Origin of the sequence: Mucilaginibacter sp. McL0603 (genome assembly GCF_049992945.1) — a bacterium.
GTDB lineage: Bacteria > Bacteroidota > Bacteroidia > Sphingobacteriales > Sphingobacteriaceae > Mucilaginibacter.
In genome coordinates this window covers 4,385,166-4,405,477 of the sequence record NZ_CP188251.1, presented here as the reverse complement: position 1 = coordinate 4,405,477, position 20,312 = coordinate 4,385,166, and the positions used below count along the sequence as shown (strand labels likewise).

Annotated in this window: 20 protein-coding genes; 11 read left to right on the top strand and 9 right to left on the bottom strand. The window is 37.7% G+C overall.

Annotation, left to right across the window (positions count from 1 at the left end; genetic code table 11):
• The first annotated feature begins 138 nt into the window (after nucleotides 1-138).
• The 7 genes from ACPPVU_RS20130 (at nucleotide 139) to rfbA (ending at nucleotide 6,807) form a co-directional block, all read left to right on the top strand.
• Nucleotides 139-1,461, top strand: a complete 1,323-nt coding sequence (locus ACPPVU_RS20130) for a hypothetical protein (protein ID WP_426668514.1) — start codon at nucleotides 139-141, stop codon at nucleotides 1,459-1,461.
• A gap of 157 nt (nucleotides 1,462-1,618) precedes the next feature.
• Nucleotides 1,619-1,930 (top strand): DUF3467 domain-containing protein, encoded by a 312-nt coding sequence (locus ACPPVU_RS20125; protein WP_426668513.1) that lies wholly within the window; start codon nucleotides 1,619-1,621, stop codon nucleotides 1,928-1,930.
• A 185-nt stretch (nucleotides 1,931-2,115) separates the two neighbouring features.
• Nucleotides 2,116-3,282 carry a glycosyltransferase family 4 protein gene (locus ACPPVU_RS20120; protein ID WP_426668512.1) on the top strand — a complete coding sequence of 389 codons (1,167 nt, stop codon included), beginning with the start codon at nucleotides 2,116-2,118 and terminating at the stop codon, nucleotides 3,280-3,282.
• 260 nt (nucleotides 3,283-3,542) lie between these two features.
• Nucleotides 3,543-4,493 (top strand): GDP-L-fucose synthase, encoded by a 951-nt coding sequence (gene fcl, locus ACPPVU_RS20115; protein WP_426668511.1) that lies wholly within the window; start codon nucleotides 3,543-3,545, stop codon nucleotides 4,491-4,493.
• Between the two features lie 32 nt (nucleotides 4,494-4,525).
• A complete protein-coding gene (gene rfbC / locus ACPPVU_RS20110) occupies nucleotides 4,526-5,080 on the top strand; it encodes a dTDP-4-dehydrorhamnose 3,5-epimerase (protein WP_426668509.1) in 555 nt (184 codons plus the stop codon).
• Nucleotides 5,081-5,089: 9 nt separating this feature from the next.
• Nucleotides 5,090-5,947, top strand: coding sequence for a dTDP-4-dehydrorhamnose reductase (gene rfbD, locus ACPPVU_RS20105; protein ID WP_426668507.1), 858 nt, complete (start codon nucleotides 5,090-5,092; stop codon nucleotides 5,945-5,947).
• The gene (gene rfbA / locus ACPPVU_RS20100) at nucleotides 5,947-6,807 is read left to right on the top strand and encodes a glucose-1-phosphate thymidylyltransferase RfbA (RefSeq protein ID WP_426668505.1); all 861 of its coding nucleotides are present in this window, start codon (nucleotides 5,947-5,949) and stop codon (nucleotides 6,805-6,807) included. Before rfbD ends, rfbA begins: the two co-directional genes overlap by 1 nt.
• On the opposite strand, the gene miaA is transcribed toward rfbA, so the two are convergent.
• From miaA to ACPPVU_RS20070, 6 genes are all read right to left on the bottom strand, one after another.
• Nucleotides 6,801-7,721, bottom strand: a complete 921-nt coding sequence (miaA, locus tag ACPPVU_RS20095; RefSeq protein ID WP_426668504.1) for a tRNA (adenosine(37)-N6)-dimethylallyltransferase MiaA — start codon at nucleotides 7,719-7,721, stop codon at nucleotides 6,801-6,803. The two genes, rfbA and miaA, sit on opposite strands and share 7 nt — an antisense overlap.
• A gap of 51 nt (nucleotides 7,722-7,772) precedes the next feature.
• Complete coding sequence (locus tag ACPPVU_RS20090) at nucleotides 7,773-8,429, bottom strand: IS1096 element passenger TnpR family protein (protein ID WP_426668502.1); 657 nt, start codon at nucleotides 8,427-8,429, stop codon at nucleotides 7,773-7,775.
• Nucleotides 8,430-8,468: 39 nt separating this feature from the next.
• Nucleotides 8,469-9,881, bottom strand: coding sequence for a CCA tRNA nucleotidyltransferase (locus ACPPVU_RS20085; RefSeq protein WP_426668500.1), 1,413 nt, complete (start codon nucleotides 9,879-9,881; stop codon nucleotides 8,469-8,471).
• Nucleotides 9,882-9,966: 85 nt separating this feature from the next.
• Nucleotides 9,967-10,533, bottom strand: coding sequence for an L-threonylcarbamoyladenylate synthase (locus ACPPVU_RS20080; protein WP_426668498.1), 567 nt, complete (start codon nucleotides 10,531-10,533; stop codon nucleotides 9,967-9,969).
• Nucleotides 10,526-11,512 (bottom strand): glycosyltransferase family 9 protein, encoded by a 987-nt coding sequence (locus ACPPVU_RS20075; RefSeq protein WP_426668496.1) that lies wholly within the window; start codon nucleotides 11,510-11,512, stop codon nucleotides 10,526-10,528. Before ACPPVU_RS20075 ends, ACPPVU_RS20080 begins: the two co-directional genes overlap by 8 nt.
• Before the next feature lie 80 nt (nucleotides 11,513-11,592).
• Nucleotides 11,593-12,408, bottom strand: a complete 816-nt coding sequence (locus ACPPVU_RS20070) for a 2,3,4,5-tetrahydropyridine-2,6-dicarboxylate N-succinyltransferase (RefSeq protein ID WP_426668494.1) — start codon at nucleotides 12,406-12,408, stop codon at nucleotides 11,593-11,595.
• Between the two features lie 171 nt (nucleotides 12,409-12,579).
• On the opposite strand from ACPPVU_RS20070, the gene ACPPVU_RS20065 reads away from it, so the two are divergent.
• From ACPPVU_RS20065 to ACPPVU_RS20055, 3 genes are all read left to right on the top strand, one after another.
• The gene (locus tag ACPPVU_RS20065; RefSeq protein ID WP_426668493.1) at nucleotides 12,580-12,987 is read left to right on the top strand and encodes an RNA-binding S4 domain-containing protein; all 408 of its coding nucleotides are present in this window, start codon (nucleotides 12,580-12,582) and stop codon (nucleotides 12,985-12,987) included.
• A gap of 185 nt (nucleotides 12,988-13,172) precedes the next feature.
• Complete coding sequence (locus tag ACPPVU_RS20060; protein WP_426668491.1) at nucleotides 13,173-14,126, top strand: MraY family glycosyltransferase; 954 nt, start codon at nucleotides 13,173-13,175, stop codon at nucleotides 14,124-14,126.
• A 249-nt stretch (nucleotides 14,127-14,375) separates the two neighbouring features.
• The gene (locus tag ACPPVU_RS20055) at nucleotides 14,376-16,319 is read left to right on the top strand and encodes a polysaccharide biosynthesis protein (RefSeq protein ID WP_426668489.1); all 1,944 of its coding nucleotides are present in this window, start codon (nucleotides 14,376-14,378) and stop codon (nucleotides 16,317-16,319) included.
• A 63-nt stretch (nucleotides 16,320-16,382) separates the two neighbouring features.
• On the opposite strand, the gene ACPPVU_RS20050 is transcribed toward ACPPVU_RS20055, so the two are convergent.
• Both ACPPVU_RS20050 and ACPPVU_RS20045 read right to left on the bottom strand, forming a co-directional pair.
• Nucleotides 16,383-16,862: a nucleoside deaminase gene (locus ACPPVU_RS20050; RefSeq protein ID WP_426668487.1), complete on the bottom strand. Its 480-nt coding sequence runs from the start codon at nucleotides 16,860-16,862 to the stop codon at nucleotides 16,383-16,385.
• Nucleotides 16,863-16,930: 68 nt separating this feature from the next.
• Nucleotides 16,931-17,524, bottom strand: a complete 594-nt coding sequence (locus tag ACPPVU_RS20045) for an OmpH family outer membrane protein (protein WP_426668486.1) — start codon at nucleotides 17,522-17,524, stop codon at nucleotides 16,931-16,933.
• Between the two features lie 311 nt (nucleotides 17,525-17,835).
• Here ACPPVU_RS20045 and gyrB point away from each other — a divergent pair, with 311 nt between their 5' ends.
• Nucleotides 17,836-19,794, top strand: a complete 1,959-nt coding sequence (gene gyrB, locus ACPPVU_RS20040; RefSeq protein WP_426668485.1) for a DNA topoisomerase (ATP-hydrolyzing) subunit B — start codon at nucleotides 17,836-17,838, stop codon at nucleotides 19,792-19,794.
• Between the two features lie 84 nt (nucleotides 19,795-19,878).
• Here gyrB and ACPPVU_RS20035 read toward each other — a convergent pair whose 3' ends face one another.
• Nucleotides 19,879-20,304: a retropepsin-like aspartic protease gene (locus ACPPVU_RS20035; RefSeq protein ID WP_426668484.1), complete on the bottom strand. Its 426-nt coding sequence runs from the start codon at nucleotides 20,302-20,304 to the stop codon at nucleotides 19,879-19,881.
• Between the last annotated feature and the right edge of the window lie 8 nt (nucleotides 20,305-20,312).

The window sequence follows — 20,312 nt, the reverse complement described above, 5'->3', positions numbered from 1 at the left end:
GACTATATCGTATTTCGATGGGAGGCGGACAGACGATTTGTGACCGAAAAAATTCTTCAAAAATCAAAATTCACCTGTTGTGTTAATTGATTTTTTATTTTATAATTTAGTAATAACAAGAACGTTCAATTAATTATCATGAAAAGTAAATTTTTACCCCTACCCCTTGCACTACTTTTGTTTTGCCAGACCGGCTACTCACAATGGTACAAGAAACAATTTGTAATAGGATCCTTTGCTGATCCGAGAATTTTCGGCGTAAATCGTGAAATTAGTCCCGCTAAAGATTCTATTTCGTTTTCTCTGGCTAAAGCGGCGCATATTAATCTTTTGTCCGGTCCGCAATTTTATAATGGAGCGCAGGATTTTAGTTTAATGGATAAGACTCTGGGTCTGGCCAGTAAATATAATATGCATGTTATGGTAGTTGATAGCAAGCTCCAAGTTACCAGTGATAAATTTTCCGGCGACGATGCCCAAAAGGTCCTTGCGCATTTTAAAACTCTTGACGCCACGAAAAGGGAAGCACTTGGCGGCTATAGCTTCGGTGGCGAATTTCCGCTTGCCAAGTCGTCAGTGGTAAGAAAATGGGCAGGATTTTATAATAACGGCGACTCCGACAGACCTGGCTATACTTACCTTTTACCCAGCTACGGATTTTCTAGCAGAAGCGCCTACGAAGAATACCTGGATAGCTACTTAAATGAAAAAGACCCTAATGCAACACTGCAAATCGTAGCATACGATTACTATCCATTTCTTTCTCCTACTTTAATGGCATCTTATTTTTATAATTTGGGCATTATTAAAGAAAAAGCGGGGAATCGACCTTTTTGGTATTATATTCAATCGACGGTAAAAAAATCTCTCCCGGATATTAATAATTATCAATTGAAGTTTATGGCCTTTTGTCCTTTAGCGTATGGCGCAAAAGGCGCACTTTACTATACCTATGAAAGTTTGCCTGCAAAATACAATCTAAATTACTACGATGCTATTATAGATCCAGCCGGAAAACCAACCGCTAAATATTACCAGATAATGCCTATCAATTATTATCTAACCAACATAGCAGGACCGATCATAATGAAAAACGCCTGTGTAGGAACCTATCATGTTTCCAAAAGTCCGACGAACGAAGACATTCCTGACAAAGATATTTTATCGAAAAGGAATGAATATGTTGTAGGCATAAGTAATGCTAACATCCTGGTTGGGATTTTTAAAAATCAGCAGGCTAACGGATATTTTTTGATGCTGATTAATAAATCTTCTAATGATATTTCCAGATTAAAGGTCGCTGTCCCTGGGAGTAAATCAGTGACCGAATTTCCACCATCAGAGAATTATCATGGGCAAAAAGATAAAACCAAGCTCTCGACGGACAACGGTGGCGGCAGGACGAATTTTAGTATAAATAGGCTTCCGGCTGGTGCAATGACTATTGTTGAAGTTGACTGATTTAAAATGCATATTGCGCTATGCCAAGGCATGAAAATAAAGAACTAAGCCCCTGATACGACCCAAATTTAAAATAAGAGGGCTCAAGACATAAAAAATTATTTGATAATTTTGTAAAGCCTTCTGTAAAGAAAGAAGGCTTTACTATTTTTATACTATGGAAGAACAAAATGAAAATCAATTAAATATTGAGCTTTCTGAAGAAATTGCAGAAGGCGTTTATTCAAACCTGGCAATTATCACACACTCTAATTCAGAGTTTGTACTCGACTTTATTCGTGTAATGCCCGGGGTTCCGAAGGCAAAAGTAAAGTCAAGGATAATTTTAACCCCGGAACACGCAAAGCGTTTATTATCAGCTATTGAAGATAATATTGAGAAGTTTGAAGCAGTAAATGGGAGAATAAAGATACAAGCGGAACCAACTGGATTCCCAATGAATTTTGGAGGTACCATGGGACAGGCATGAGGCGTTTAATCCCCATTTCTTTAAAAAAATCATTATTGCTTAAACAATATGATGCTTTTAGTGTATATAATGTGTGAAATTGCTTGGAATTCGGTAATATTAAGAAATTGGAGCAATAATTGTCAATATAAGTAAAATACTAATATGTAAATACTGATAAATATATCTAACCTAAAAATTTAACGATGAATACATCCAAGAACGTTCTTCAATTCCTTTGTTTCCGATCCCCCTACGGCGGCAGTTTTTTTAAATCATTATTAAGGTTAGAACAAACACTTAAAAATGATGATACCGACATGGTTTATTTATTTCATGTTGATACTTCAGATATTGATTGGGTGCAAGACCTTATTAAAGAAGGTCGGAATATTTATTTTTTAAGCGGTAATTTTTCTAAGGATATTTTTATTATAAAAAACATCCTTGTTAAGCATAATATAAAATATATTCATGCTCATTTTGCAGGTGCAAGGTATTTTTTCCTATTTAATATAGTAAAACGCATATATGGTAATAAATTATTAATCATAAGACATTTAAGAAATCATGATCAACCAAGAGGGGCGATCAGTGAAGGACTAAGAAAAGTATTAAATCATGTAGATTTATATATTGGTTGTAGTGAATCTGTAGCAATTGAATTCCAGAAGAATTTTAAGCTTAAAAATGAAAATGTCACTTTTGCCACCAACGCGATCGATTTTAAAAGATTAGATAAATTTGAGACTCTCAACAGAAAAGATTTTAAAATCAGTTCCAATACTGTTGTATTTTTAATGTTTGGCTTTGACTACCTTAGAAAAGGTGTGGATGTTGTATTAGAAGCTATGCATAACCTGGTAATACAAGGACATGACGTTTGTTTACTATTAAGTTTATCTGTTAACAGGGAATCGATCGAATTAAAGATTAAGGAGCGCTTTCAGGAGTTACCCGAATGGTTAAGAATTTTGAGCCCCCGTGATGATATTGCTTCCTATTATCAACTTAGCAATTACTTTATTTCTGCAAGCAGGGAAGAGGGATTCTGTAATGCATTGGTTGAGTCTGCATATTGTGAAAGACCAATTATTACCAGCGATATCCCCGGTCCCCAATCATTGTGTATTCCACATACTTATAAGTTCCAGTCAGAAAATATTGCTGAACTGCAAGATGCTATGATATCTCTTATAGCGTTAACAGAGGCGCAGAAAGAAAAGATCGTATCTGATCAGAAAGACTATGTTGTAAAAAACTTCGATTTGGATCAATGGGCCAGGACAATTTCCAGCATTTACAAAGATTTGGGGAAGCCAGGCCGCCAGTTTAAAGATGCCATGGAAGGCAGTATACTAGAAACAGCTTGATTTTATTTCAGGCCGCATCTTCGACATTTTTCCTATCATTCAAATTCTTTCAATTTGGAGGCACGAACACAACAGTGCTTCTAATATCTTGATTGCAATTTGATAAATACCTTTGATATTTAAAAAGACTTTTAATTATATAGCACAAGTTTGGGTTATGGGTTGATGTCTTTTTTTGCCTATTTTTGCATTCGGAAAAATGGTGATATTTAAATAAAGCATTCAGGAAAATTATATAGAAAAGCACGGATAATCTTATTATGGAAAAAAACGCAAAAATATATATAGCAGGGCACCGGGGCATGGTGGGTTCGGCCATACATAGAAAACTGCAAAAGGAAGGTTTTACGAACATAGTTACCCGCGTTTCTTCAGAGCTTGATCTTCGTAATCAGAATGATGTTGCCCGGTTTTTTGAACAGGAAAAACCCGATTATGTATTTTTGGCAGCTGCAAAAGTAGGAGGCATAATAGCCAATAATACTTATCGTGCCGATTTTTTATATGAAAATCTTCAAATACAGAATAATGTGATCCATTCATCTTATTTGAATAGTGTAAAAAAACTGATGTTTTTAGGTTCAAGCTGCATTTACCCAAAGCTGGCACCACAACCATTAAAAGAAGAATATTTACTTACAGGGTTGCTTGAGTCCACTAATGAACCCTACGCTATAGCCAAAATTGCAGGAATTAAAATGTGTGATGCATATCGTGCACAATACGGCTGCAATTATATTTCGGTAATGCCAACCAATCTATATGGATACAATGACAATTACCATCCGCAAAACTCGCATGTTTTACCGGCATTGATTCGTCGCTTCCATGAGGCTAAGGTGGATAATAAATCCGATGTTACTATTTGGGGAACAGGATCTCCCAAACGTGAGTTTTTATTTGCTGATGACCTTGCCGAAGCATGTTATTATTTAATGCAGAACTATGACGAAGAGGGTTTGGTTAATATTGGCACCGGCGAAGACATCTCGATCAAAGATTTGGCTATACTTATAAAAGATATTATCGGTTATGGAGGTGAGATCAAATTTGATACTTCAAAGCCCGACGGCACCCCACGCAAGCTGATGGATGTTTCAAAATTACATAGCAAAGGCTGGAAGCATACCATTGAACTGGAAGATGGAATCAAATTAGCCTACCAGGATTTTTTATCTCACCAGGCTAGATTGGTTTCGAACCAAAACTAATCTGATATTCGATAACAGGATAAAAATCACTTATGACAATTGAATCAACACCACTTGAAGGTTGTGTTATCATTAAACCAGCAGTTTTTGGCGATGAACGCGGATACTTTTTTGAGAGTTTTAATCAACAAAAATTTTGTGACTTAACAGGATATGATACCGTATTCATTCAAGATAATCAATCATATTCAACAAAAGGAGTACTCCGTGGATTGCATTTTCAAACGGGCGACTCGGCCCAGGCTAAATTAGTAAGGGTTGTAAAAGGCGAGGTGTTGGATGTTGCGGTTGATTTAAGATCAGACTCAGTAACTTACGGGAAGCATTTTGATATACGACTTTCTGAAAACAACAATCTGCAATTATTTGTTCCACGGGGCTTTGCTCATGGTTTTGTAGTATTAAGTGAGGACGCTATATTTCAATATAAATGCGATAATTACTATGATAAGTCAGCAGAAGGGGGCATACATTATGCCGATCTGGATTTGGCTATAGATTGGGCATTACCTCAAGATCGGCTTGTAGTGTCTGCCAAAGATGTTGAGTTACCTTATTTTAATAACATTGGCCAATTAGGCTTTTAAAATAGATAAATGAACAATATTGTTGTTTTCGGGGCCTCGGGCCAATTGGGTCAATGTTTAAAAAGTGTCGCTGGGGTAAATGGAACAACTGCAATTTATTTTCCTGCCGAAAATGAAGCGGATATTTTAGATATGGCTGCTTTAGGAAAAGTCTTTGAACGCTATAAACCATCGTGGTGTATTAATTGTGCTGCTTATACCGCTGTTGATAAAGCTGAAGATGACATAAACCTCGCCAGAAAAATAAATAAAACCGGGGCTGAGAATTTGAGTAGATTATGCCTGGAATATAACACAGTACTTATTCATACTTCAACCGATTTTGTGTTTAAGGGTGATAAACCTACTCCTTTGATGGAAAATGATCCTGCAGAGCCCGAAAATGTTTATGGCTTAACTAAGTTAGAGGGTGAACTGGAAGTGACAAATCTATTGGAGAAATATTTTATTTTGCGCACCAGCTGGCTATACTCTGAGTATGGTAATAATTTTGTTAAAACGATGCTTAGATTGGGTGCCGAAAAAGATGAATTGAAAGTTATTGCTGACCAAACCGGTACGCCAACTTATGCAATGGATCTGGCTGCGTGTGTTTTAGATATCATAACTGCTAATAGTAAAGCTTACGGCACCTACCATTATAGTAACGAAGGCGTGGCATCATGGTATGATTTTGCAAAAGCTATTTTTGATATTTCCGAAACAAAAATAAAAGTGTTGCCTATCAGAACGTCTGAATATTCCTCGCGTGCAGTGCGTCCTTCATATTCCGTGATGGATAAAACAAAAATAAAACAGACTTTTAATATCGAAATTCCATATTGGCGCGATAGTTTGATCACTTGTATTAATAAACTTAAATCCTAATGAAAGGTATCATTTTAGCCGGCGGCTCGGGTACGCGACTTTTCCCTATAACAAAAGCGATAAGCAAACAGCTTATGCCTATCTATGATAAACCCATGATCTATTATCCGTTATCGGTTTTAATGATGGCCGATATACAAGAGATACTGATCATTACTACACACGAAGACAGCGAAAGCTTTAAAAGGTTGCTGGGTGATGGTCATGAATTAGGTTGTCAGTTTGAATATGCGGTACAAGCCGTTCCTAATGGATTGGCGCAGGCTTTTGTAATAGGTGAAAAGTTTATAGGTGATGATAAGGTTGCACTAATACTGGGAGATAATATTTTTTATGGCACCGGTTTTGGTGAATTGATAAAAGGCTTTAATGATGTTGATGGCGCTGCTATATTTGCTTATAGAGTTTCTGACCCGGAAAGATATGGCGTAGTAGAATTTGACAGCGAACTCCGGGCTTTATCCATCGAAGAAAAACCATTGAAACCAAAATCGTCATACGCGGTACCCGGATTGTATTTTTATGATAACGACGTGGTTCAAATTGCAAAAAATATAGCGCCCTCTGTTCGTGGTGAATATGAAATCACTGATGTAAACAGGGCTTATCTTGAAAGCAAAAGATTACACGTAGGCGTGATGGACCGCGGTACAGCATGGTTAGATACAGGAACATTTGACTCCTTAAGCGATGCAACAGAATTTGTAAGGGTGATAGAGAAACGCCAGGATACCAAAATAGGCTGCATTGAAGAAGTAGCTTATCGTCATGGGTTTATTGATAAGGATCAATTAAGCGCGCTTGCAGATAAATATATCAAAAGCGGATATGGCATGTATCTGAAAAACCTGCTTCAATAAAATAGTTCCTTAATGATATTGTCAATCAAATCAGGCTCATCGGCCATAAACCATTTGATTTCCTTATCTTTTCTGAACCAGGTAAGCTGGCGTTTGGCAAATCGCCTGGTATTTTGTTTGATAAGTTCGACAGCAGTATTTAAATCAATTTTCCCATCGAGGTAATCGAATAATTCACTGTAACCAACAGTATTTAATGCATTCAGGTTGCGATATGGCAAAAGAGATCTGACCTCTTCTAAAAGGCCCTGATCAATCATGTCATCAACACGCTGATTGATACGTTGGTACAAGATGTCTCTTGGTAAATTCAATCCAATTTTTATACAATCAAAATATCTTTTATTGATTGTAGCTTTACGGTAGGATGAAAATGGTTTGCCGGTAGTTTCAAATACTTCCAAAGCCCTGATCAGTCGCTGTGGATTATTTAAATCTACCTGCTGGTAGTAAACAGGGTCGGCGTCTTTTAGTCTATTCTGCAAAAAATCAATACCTTTTTCTGCAAGCTCCTGGTTAAGATTACTCCTGATGTTTGCATCGGCGACAGGAAGTTCGTCAAAACCTTGTGTTACAGCTTGAATAAACAATCCTGAACCGCCTGCCATAATTACTTTATCATGCGTTTTAAAAAGCTTATCGAGTAACTGCAACGCTTGCTTTTCAAAATCACCAACATTGAAATTTTCAGTAACAGAATGAGAATTAATAAAATGGTGTTTGGCCTGTGATAATTCTTCAGCACTTGGTTTAGCTGTGCCGATGGACATTTCACGGTAAAACTGACGCGAATCTGCTGATATGATCTCGGTTTTAAGCTGTTGTGCCAGCTTAATGGCTACAGCGGTTTTGCCTGCTGCAGTAGGTCCGGCAATAACAATAAGTTCTTTTTTAGGAGATTGCTGATGGCTCATGGCAAAGAATCATTAAAATTAAGATAATGAACCATCAGCTATAAGCTGATATTAATAATCATCGCCATGCTGAGGATGCTCTTCATCCTCAAAGCCCTCGTTATCCGAAAACTCATTTCCGAACTCATCTTCTTCCTCTTCTGGTGCCTCATGAACATCATCAACCTCTACTTCGTCTTCAGTATCCAATATCTCTGAAAAGCCTTCTTCGGCCTCTTCGGGTGTAAACTCCATCTCGTTCAGGAAATCAAAATCTTCACTGGCAGGCGGAAGTACAGTTGGATTAAATACGTTGCCAAACTGTTTTGGAGCTTCTCCTACTGATTTAATGATAGCAGGGTAGGTGGTACCAGGTGTTTCATCCAGGATGATCTTTAATAATTCAACATGAAAATCAAAAGGCCGGTCGAAATTAAAGGTATAATAAAATTTCTGGTGCGGGTCATCTATACGATTGCTCAATTTTACTTTATCCATCAATGCTACTCCACGATCAATTCTGCGCTGATTAGGTAAATATGTAATTTCCTCGCCTTTTATCCATTGGTCATTACTAATATAAAAGGATGAAGGAAATTCAGAATTGTAACCAGTCGACTGATGTATTGCCCGATGAAGGTCCTCGAAGCTTTGATTGGATTTAACATCAATCTCTCGTGTTACGTCATCGTAATCTTCAAAAGTAACCTTGAATCTGTATAGTGCCATTTTTATATGTAGTGATTTACAAAATTAATGCTTTTTAATTTAAAATGTGTTTGCCACAACTTTTAAGCCAATTTCTGAGCCTTTGCGTATGGTAAAGTCAAGCGCGGCCTCGCGCGAATTTGGAATTTCTCCCTCCAGGATGGCTTCGCGTATCTGATTTTTAATAATTCCAACTTCCCGCCCTTCTTTTATACCGAAAATATGCATAATATCAATTCCCGTTATGGGCGGCTGCCAGTTGCGTATATTATCTCTTTGTTCAACATCTTTTAACTTTTGTTGAACAAGCTCAAAATTTTTCCTGTATTTTTTTACTTTATATTCATTTTTTGTCGTAATGTCTGCTTTACACAACAGCATAAGTGCCTCAATGTCATCATTGGCTTCAAATAGCAATCTGCGCACTGCTGAATCAGTTACCACATCTTGTGCTAAAACAATGGGCCGTAAATGAAGCTGTACCATTTTTTGTACAAACTTCATTTTATCATTTAGTGGTAATTTTAGTTCTGCAAATATTTTAGGCACCATACGGGCGCCCTTGTCTTCGTGCCCGTGAAAAGTCCATCCATGCCCTGGCTCAAAGCGTTTGGTTGCAGGTTTGGCAATATCATGCAGGATAGCGGCCCAGCGTAGCCACAGATCATCCGTAGTAGTAGAAATATTATCTAATACCTGTAAGGTATGGTAAAAATTGTCTTTATGCCCTTTACCATCAATATAATCTACCCCATATAAATTAGCCATTAACGGAAATATTTTATGAAGCAAACTAGTATCAAATAAATAAATAAAACCGACGGATGGCTTTGGCGAAAGGATGATCTTATTTAATTCCTCCGTGATCCTTTCCTGCGATATAATGCAAATGCGTTCAACAGTCTCTTTTATAGCATCAATAGCAATTGGATCAATTGTGAAATTCAATTGAGATGCAAAGCGAATAGCACGCAGCATGCGCAGCGGATCATCAGAAAATGTTTCAATCGGATCAAGCGGTGTTCTGATCAATTTTTGTTTAAGGTCATTAACCCCATTAAACGGATCAAGCAACTCGCCAAACTGAGTGGGATGCAGCGCAATTGCTAAAGCATTTATAGTGAAATCCCTGCGCTTCTGATCGTCTTCAAGCGTGCCATTCTCCACAATAGGTTTGCGTGAGTCTGCACGATATGATTCTTTTCGGGCACCTACAAATTCTACTTCCACATCCTGATATTTTAGCATAGCTGTGCCAAAATTTTTGAAAACGGAAAGTTTTACTTTCAGCTTTTTTGCAACACTCTCAGCAAATGAGATTCCGTTACCAATGATTACAATATCTATGTCTTTTGATGGCCGATCTAATAAAAGGTCACGTACAAAACCACCAATTACGTAAGCATGCACGTTTTGCTCAGCGGCAATAGTGCTTAATACTGTAAAGAGTGGATGTTGCAGGGATTGTTTCATATGATATCAGGCATTGCTACGGCAAGGTGCAATTCAAAATCTATAGCAAAGGTCGTAATTAGTGGGTCTAAAATCATAAATAAAATTAACGGCGTATAAATTCAAAACGGCCGTCAGGATTGAGTCTCATTATGGTAGACGGTTTTTTCTGTTGCATATCATGCTGTTCCCGGTCGACTACATAGTCAACGCCATCTATGATTTCCTGTTCAATTTGTCCGAAATTTTGTGGCGATGGCTTTCCGCTTATATTAGCTGATGTAGAAACCAATGGTTTGCGCAACCGTTGTATCACCTGCTGACAAAACTCATGTTTTGCCACCCTAACGCCAACACTGCCATCAGCACTGATCAAAGCGGGTGAAATATTTTTAGCACCGGGCATAACTAATGTGAGCGGGTTCTCCGCATATTCGATCAGATCGTAAGCAATAGAGGGGACTTCTTGTATATAGCTTTCCAGTTTATTTTCAGTATCCAATAAAATGATCATGCTTTTTGCCTCATCACGTTGTTTAAGGGCGTATATCTTTTTAATGGCTTCTGTATTAGTAGCATCACAGCCTATACCCCATATGGTATCGGTAGGGTAGAGGATGATCCCTCCTTCTTGCAGTACTTTTAAAGCTTTAGCAACTTCGTCTCTAAGCATGATTTAAATATAAGCTCAATGTGTTAACAATTTCCATCTCATCTAATAGCTGCATACATTTCGGGATGCCATATAGTTTGCAGGTATTTCTTACACATGGTTCGCATTCTAATTTGCCTGCACGCAATACAGTCAGCTTTTGTTTATTATAAGGGGCGGTGTTAAACTCATTGCCCGCACCAAATAATACTATAGTCGATGCACCCAATGCATTAGCCAGGTGCGCCGGTCCAGAATCGGTAGTTATTACCACTTTTGCCGAAGCCATTAAATTACACAAGCCTTCGAGGTTGGTTTTTCCGGCATAATTTTTCACTTGCTCATCATTTCTTGCATCACTTAACAATTCATCAACATATTCTTTTTCTTTTGGTGCACCAACCACAATAAATTTAGCAGTTTTAAATGTGTTTGTAAGCAGGCCGATAAGCTGCTTTCCCTTATCGATAGGCATCCTTCTCGAGGTCGCTTCTGAGTTAAAGTTAATTACTACCAGGTTGTCTTGCTGTTCAATTTCTTTGGCATCAAGTTTAACCGATCTCTCAGTGATCTTTCTACCTGCAAATTGTTCCAATAATGAGATATATTCATCAGTTCGGTGCAGGTTTGCCGGTTTTTTATAACTATTCGTCAGCAGGAAAAACCGGCCTTCTTTGCCAAAACCAATCCGCTTTTTAGCCCCGGTCGCCCAACCCATTACTGCTGACGAAAGCGAATCGGGCAAGCAAAAGAATAAGTCATAATTTTCAATACGAAGTGTTTTCCCGAACTTATAAACTCCGTTTAAGCCTTTATACTCTTGTTTAGAAAATGAATGAATTTTATTCAGACCAGATATCAGATTGGCTATACCATTCAGCTCTTTTTTGATAATTACGTCGATCTGTGCATCAGGGTAAAGCTGCTGAACTGCATTGACAAATGCAGTGCTCATCACTACATCGCCAAGCCAGTTAGGCAGTCTTATCAGAATATTCATATAGAAGGATATGAGATGTGAGATGAATAATCTTAGAATGATTGAATATTTCTTCCAGAAATACAGAGTCTCATATCTAATTAAACAGAAACGTTGTTTTCTCTTAATGCATCATTGAGTGACGTTTTTTTATCGGTTGACTCTTTTCTTTTTCCTATAATTAATGCGCATGGAACTTGAAACTCACCCGCCGGGAATTTTTTAGCATATGAGCCAGGGATAACTACCGAGCGTTCAGGTACAAAACCTTTATATTCTCTGCGTTCCTCAGTAGTCACATCAATAATTTTGGTAGATGCAGTCAGAACTACGTTAGCGCCTAATACGACTTCTCTCTCCAGATGAACACCTTCCACCACTATTGCCCTTGATCCTAAGAAACAGTTATCTTCAATAATAACCGGTGAAGCTTGTACGGGTTCAAGAACGCCACCGATACCCACCCCGCCACTTAGATGACAATGTTTACCTATCTGTGCACATGAACCCACAGTAGCCCAGGTATCAACCATAGTACCTTCGTCTACATAAGCACCGATATTTACATATGATGGCATCATGATAACTCCTTTTGCCAGATATGCACCATAACGGGCAATGGCATGAGGCACTACACGCACACCTGTTTTTTTATAATCGGTCTTAAGTTTCATTTTGTCATGAAAAACAAAAGGCCCTGCTTTAATTTCTTCCATTTTTCTGATAGGAAAATAAAGAATTACCGCCTTTTTTATCCAATCATGTGTATGCCAACGATTGCCTATCGGCTCAGCTACCCGTAATTCGCCCTGGTCAAGGCTATGTATAACAGTTTCAATAGCGGCGGTATATTCGTGATTTTCTAACAAATTTCTGTTTTCCCAAACCTCTTCGATTAGTTTTTTTAGATTTTGCATCGGTAAATTAAACTTTTTGACAAATTAAAGGATTTTAAGGGAATTTGTTTACTGATAATTAATGTATGATTAAAAGTATTAAAAAATGTAAAAGCAGCTTGTAATCCCAATAGTTAACAAAGTTTATAACTTTGCCATAATAATTGTTGTACAATAATTGATATTAATGTAATGCCTGAAAAAGAGAAACTAAGAATAGACAAATACCTTTGGGCAATAAGAATATTCAAAACACGTTCGTTGGCAACTGAAGCATGTAAGGCAGGCAGGGTGAAGCTTGAAGGACAAAATATAAAACCGTCGCACGAAGTAAAAATTGGTGAATTATACCAGGTATCTAAAGGGATAGAACGAAAAGTTATCAAGGTAACCGGACTTTTGGAAAACAGAATGGATGCAAAAAGTGTCATTGGTTTTTATGTTGATGAAACCCCGATTGAACAAACTCATGGATATAAGTCAATGTTTCAGGCACCATTATTAAAAAGAGATAGGGGAACAGGGCGGCCAACTAAGCGGGACAGAAGAGAAATTGATGGTATGAAAAATGATTTTTTTGATGACCAGGAGAAATCGTAGTCATCGCAAATGCGCGTTAATTTGAGGAGGAATTATTCTTCACTTTTAATAGAAAAAATAACAAGTTTACTAATTTAACCAGTTGAGTTTAATCATAAAAAAACGTTTATATATCTAAACCACTTATACGATTCTGTTGGCCACTGTTTTAATCAGGCTATTAACAGATTGACAACCTATAGTATATGATAATATACCCTATTGTATTAGTTGCATTTTTTATATCGATGCTGATCTTTTTTCGTATCGCTAGTCATTATAACATTGTTGACCATCCGAATGAGCGCAGCTCGCACAATGAAAGAACAATCAGAGGAGGTGGAGTAGTTTTCCTTTTTGCCGCCGTAGTAGCGGTAATTATGCACCATGAATACTGGTTGCCAATAACAGGATTATTTGTTATAGGAATCATCAGCTTTATAGACGATCTGATCACTCTCTCAAACAGGATAAGAATATTAATACATCTGGCGGCAGTATCACTTTTGTTTATTTATATAAATGCCTTCTCACTTCCTATTTACGAATGGCTTATTTTATACTTTATAGTTATCGGTACTATTAATGCTTATAACTTTATGGATGGCATTAATGGCATCACCGGGGCTTATAGTTTGGTAGTGCTTGGTGGTATACAATACGTTAATCTATATCAAATAACTTTCGTTAATGAGGATATGATCTGGCTTCCTATGCTCGCCTGTTGTGTTTTCCTGTTTTTTAATTATCGCAAAAAGGCAAGGTGTTTTGCCGGAGACGTAGGAAGTGTGACCATTGCGTCCTGGATAGTTATGTTATTGATCAAACTGGTACTAATTACAGACAATTGGTCGTATGTACTTTTCCTGGCTGTTTACGGAACTGATTCGGTTTCAACCATAGTACATCGCATATCCCTCAAACAAAATGTGTTTAAAGCTCATCGTTTTCATTTATATCAAATAATGGTTAATGAACAAAAGTTTTCTCATCTCAAAGTTGCCCTTGGCTATGCATTATTACAGGCAATAATTATTTCTTTTATTATTATATACCCCTCACAAGCGACCTTTGGATTGTTTACCATAATATTGCTCCCTTTATTAATCATTTATATATTATTGAAATCTATTTTTATGAAAAAAATAACTATTAAGTAAAACTTGTTAATATTTGGCGGTTTTATGAGTAAATTTAAAACCTTTAACAATCAATATTGTTATTAAATCAATGTTAGGTTAACTGATTCTATTTACAAGTCAGATTGCTTTGTAACAAAAATGTTGAATAGCCATCATGAAAAGCAGGTAGATTTTTGTTAAAATTGATTTTTAGTAACGAACAGCCTATTTATATTTATTTTTTGTTTAAATTTATCTGTCTATATATACATCATCTACAAGGCGCTTATGAAAAAATACTTACTGTTTACCAGGGTCGTACCAAGGTGGTTTATAATGCTTGTTGATCTTTTTATTGTAGGCTGGTCTTTTTCAACTTCTTATTTTATTGTCGAGAGATTTGAATTTATTAATATCCTTCGTGGATATTTTTTCATTTTTACAGGTTTGTATGGTGTAATAGCTGCCTTGGTGATGTATGGCATGCGTATACATATCGGCCTTATCAGGTATTCAAATACACGTGATGTTCTGCGTATTTTTAGCTCTGCTTTTTTATCCAGCTTGTTGTATTTGTTGGTCATCAATGTATGGGTTGCACATATAGTACATGTTAACCTTGTTACAATTAATTTAGTGCTGCTGATAAATTTTTCAGTATCAAGTACTTTGCTCATCTTGTTACGTACTACGGTTAAAAGTGCATTCTTTTACCTTACCAATAATACTACAGCAAAAAAAACCGTAGTGTTAATTTATGGGTCAGATAATAATGCAGTGCTTGTTAAACAAGCGCTTGAGGCCAGTGCTAATACCAATTTTGCAGTAGTAGGTTTTGTTGATGATGGCAGTAAAAAGATAGACAAGGAAATTCAACAGATAAGAGTATATCACATAGATAAGCTTGCCAAACTAAAGGAGAAGTATAATGTAGATAAGCTTATCATCATGAATCAGCATCTTGATGAACATGCTAAAAAATGTGCTCTTGAACAATGCCTGTCACTGGGTATACAAGTGCTTACTGTACCACCCTCAGATCAGTGGATATATGGCAAACTTAACCTGCAACAGATAAAAGATCTTAAAATTGAAGACTTATTACAGCGCAAACCTATAAAAATAGATAATACCAAAATATCGGAAGATCTGCAAGGTAAACGGGTTCTGGTTACCGGGGCGGCCGGCTCCATAGGGTCCGAGATTGTGCAACAAGTATTGGGCTATAGGCCGGCTATCGTTATTTTGTGTGACCAGGCAGAATCTCCACTGCATGAAATGAAGCTGGAGGTAGAGGAAAAATTCCCAGAAGTTCCTACCAAAATATTTATCGCCGATATCAGAAATTATCAGCGAATGCATAAGTTATTTTCTGATTTTCGTCCTGAAGTTGTCTTTCATGCGGCAGCCTATAAACATGTACCAATGATGGAGGAAAATCCTTCAGAAGCAGTACTGGCTAATGTATTGGGCACTAAGCACGTTGCTGATCTGGCAGTGATATTTGGTACCAGGAAATTTGTAATGGTATCTACTGACAAAGCAGTAAATCCATCCAATATTATGGGAACTACAAAGCGTATCGCCGAAATATATATTCAATCGCTTAAAAATAGTCCGATGAATAATAGGCCTGGTATACCACCAACCCGCTTTATTACCACCAGATTTGGAAATGTTTTAGGCTCTAATGGTTCAGTGATACCACGTTTCAGAGCGCAGATACAAAAGGGCGGTCCGATAACGGTTACGCATCCCGAAATAACGCGTTATTTTATGACCATACCTGAGGCTGTGCAATTGGTACTTGAAGCCGGAACAATGGGTACAGGAGGGGAAATTTTTATATTTGATATGGGGCAGCCTGTAAAGATCACAGATCTGGCTTTAAAAATGATCAAACTAGCTGGATTGCAGCCAGAAAAAGATATCAAAATTATATATACAGGATTAAGACCAGGTGAAAAACTATACGAGGAGTTGCTGAATGAAGGCGAACGTACTATGCCTACACATCACCCTAAAATCAAAATTGCGCAGGTGATAACTTATGTTTATGAAGCAGTGAGCGCAGATATAGAAGAATTATTGGCTTTGAACAATAAGCAGGATGATGAGGTACTGGTTAATAAAATGAAAGAAATAGTACCTGAATTTATTAGCAAAAACTCGCAATTTGAATATCTTGATTATAGCGGCGATGAAGAAGAGATAGAAGTTTTTGCAAGGTAAACTCAATTTGAAAAAAACAAAAAGGCACCTTGATATCAAGGTGCCTTTTTGTTTTTTAAATACTTAGTAATTCTTTTTTGATTCTGAATTTCCCCAAAGCTTGAAAGCAGACAGCGCCTCATCACGCAATAATTGAATTATCTGCAACTTGCGCTGGTGCATAGGGCGTTCTAATTCCAGATATATAAAATGATCATCAAAGCCAATGCTGGCAGCGTCAGCTTTGGTATTTCCATAATATATCGTATCGATGTGCGCCCAGTAAATAGCACCAAGGCACATCGGGCAAGGTTCGCAACTTGTATAAATTATACATCCTTCCAGGTTATGGGTACCTAATCGATGACACGCAAGTCGTATTGCTGATATTTCTGCATGTGCAGTCGGATCATTTTGTTGTACTACCTTATTCGCACTGCTTGCCACAATAACGCCGTCCTTAACGATTACTGCTCCAAATGGTCCACCTGCCGATTCTTTCACATTCTGCTCGGATAGCTCGATAGCTATACGCATGAATTTTTCATGACCCTGCATTTCCATATTTATTCAAATTAAAAACCCCGGTTGTAAAACCAGGGTCATATATTTTAGCCTGCTAAAAAGAAAAATTACTTCTTATCTTTTGCATAAGCATCATTCAGTTTCTTTAAGAAATCGGCAGTTACATCCATAGACGGATCTGCATAAAGCAAATTTACATTTCCGGATTGAAAAGTTAATACCATTTTATAGCCATTATCTTTTGCATATTGTTTTGTAAAGGCGTAAACTTTATCATAAAGTTTCTTACTTTCATCAGACTGATCATTCTGAAACTGAGCACCGGCATTTTGCTGATATTGCTGAAACTCCTGTCCTTCGCGTTGAAGGCGTTGCTCAGTTGACGCGCGTTGGTCGGCACTCATGGTGTTGGCTCCTTTTTGATATTCGGCATACTCACGTTGAATCGCTTGCTGTCTTGCACCAATATCATTTTTTGCTGCAGTTCCTTTATCATCCAAACGCTTACGCATATCTTTTGCATACTCATATTTAAGCGATATGGTATCCTGGTTTATATATACTATTCCGCCTGTGGCCGCAGTTGAAGTACCAGCAGTGGTTGAAGTGCCAGCAGTTTTGTTTTGATTGCATGCAACTACACTCCCGGCAAGCATTAAGCCTAAAGTTAGTTTTGTTAAAAAAGAAGACTTGATTTCCATTCTCTAAAGTTAAAAAATTTTGACAAAGATAAACTTTCGGTTGAAGTATCCTAATTCTCAGATATGTAAATATGGAGATATACAGATACGTGTATTTTGAGTAAGAAAAGTCTTTGTTTTTTGATTTTGACTCATAAAAAAAAACTGGTTTTGCGTGGGAAACTATTTGTAAATCAGTCTCAAGTTCCTCATTTGTACACTTGCATATTTGGACAGTAATAAATCGGCAATTAGTACATCTTTTTATCCACAAAGATGCCCGATATCTGGCCGAAATTGTGTATTTTTGAAGGTTATTGTTTCACACAAATATGAGCGAAGAAAATAAAGACAAATCCAATTATTCAGCAGATAATATACAGGTTTTAGAAGGTTTGGAAGCGGTGCGTAAGCGCCCTTCGATGTATATAGGCGACACTGGCGCCAAGGGCTTGCACCACTTAGTATATGAAGTAGTTGATAACTCCATAGATGAGGCGCTGGCCGGTTACTGCGATAACATTAAAGTAACTATCTTAAAAGATAACGGAATAAAAGTTGAAGATAATGGCCGGGGTATTCCTACAGGCATTACTACAAAAGAAAAGCGTTCGGCATTAGAAATTGTAATGACCGTATTGCACGCGGGCGGCAAGTTCGATAAAGATACTTACAAAGTATCGGGAGGTTTGCACGGCGTGGGTGTAAGTTGCGTTAACGCACTATCAACCCATTTAACAGCCCTGGTTTATCGTGAAGATAAAGTATGGACACAAGAATACGAAAAAGGGAAACCACTATTTGATGTAAAAACCATAGGTGATACACAGAAAAGAGGCACCACGATCATTTTCAAGCCTGATCCGGAAATTTTCACATTAACAACAGAATATAAATATGATACACTGGCAGGCCGCTTGCGCGAACTGGCTTACCTGAACAAGGGTATACGTTTATCGCTATCTGATGAGCGTTATCCAAATGACGACGGAACCTTTGTTACAGAAGATTTCTATTCAGAAGGAGGGCTGCGGGAGTTTGTGAAATACCTGGATGGCACACGTACATCTATTATACCTGAACCCATATATGTAGATGGTAATAAACAGGGGATTCCTGTCGAGTTGGCCTTGCAGTACAATGATACTTATACAGAGAACGTACACTCGTATGTAAATAACATTAATACCATCGAAGGTGGTACACACGTTGCAGGTTTCCGCAGGGGATTAACCCGTACTTTGAAGGCTTACGCTGATAAATCTGGCCTGCTTAAAAACATGAAAGTGGAGATAACCGGTGATGACTTTCGTGAGGGATTAACTGCTGTAATTTCTGTTAAAGTAGCCGAGCCACAGTTTGAAGGACAAACCAAAACCAAATTAGGTAATAACGAGGTAATGGGTGCCGTAGATATGGCAGTAGGTGAGATATTGGGTAATTACCTGGAAGAAAACCCACGTGAGGCTAAAATGATCGTTAATAAGGTTATTATAGCGGCTACAGCCCGTGCTGCTGCACGTAAGGCCCGCGAGATGGTTCAGCGAAAGAACGTAATGGGAGGATCAGGACTTCCCGGTAAATTGGCCGATTGTGCCAACAGTGATCCATCAGTTTGCGAATTATTCCTTGTCGAAGGGGACTCTGCGGGTGGTACAGCCAAGCAGGGTCGTAACCGCGAATACCAGGCTATTTTGCCATTAAGGGGTAAGATTCTTAATGTTGAAAAAGCAATGGAGCATAAGATATATGAGAATGAGGAAATAAAGAATATGTTTACCGCACTCGGGGTAAGCATAGGTACTGCAGAGGATGATAAGGAATTAAATATTACCAAATTGCGTTATCACAAAATAGTGATCATGACGGATGCTGACGTGGACGGATCGCACATTACTACGTTGATCCTCACTTTCTTCTTCCGTTATATGAAGGAATTGGTTGAATTTGGTTATGTATACATTGCTACTCCACCATTATACCAGGTTAAAAAGGGTAAGGAAATGGAGTATTGCTGGAATGATGTACAACGTGATGCGGCCATACAACGCCTTAAAGGTAGTGGTAAAGAAGACAGCGTACACGTACAGCGCTATAAAGGTTTGGGTGAAATGAACGCCGAACAGTTATGGGAAACAACCATGAACCCGGATACACGTACACTACGTAAAGCTGGTATTGAGAACGCGGCGGAGTGTGATCATACTTTCTCTATGCTGATGGGTGATGAAGTTGCACCACGCAGGGACTTTATTGAAAAGAATGCAAAATATGCCAGAATCGATATATAAGTTTCACTTTTGAGAGTTCAAATAAAACAGAAAGGCCCTGCTTAATTGAGCGGGGCCTTTCTGTTTAAAACGTGATCATTCTAATTATATTCGAAATTTGATCGATTTCTTTCCATAATCAATTACCGCTTTATATTTCATCAGGATATCGCCGCCTAAAACGCCTAAGACTTCGGGTTGATTTAATTGACGATAAGCGATATTAATGCTTGAGAGATCAAGTACAGCTACTTCAAAATCAGGTATTTGTAGATCGCCAATATACATACCGCCAATAATTGCTGTTGATGAAGTCATATTATTTGTTCCCAATCCGGTTGATAATCTATCGCTTGATGTAATAGCTATGTTATCACCTGATTGAATAAAGATATCATGATCAAAGGCTGTTTTCGAAGCGCCGGTATCAAGCACTAGTGTAAAAGGTTTACCGTGTATAGTAATGTTTACCAATGGGTGAAAGCCGTCACCATGAAGATCAATAATTTGGAGTGGGACAGTTATTATCATTTGCAATA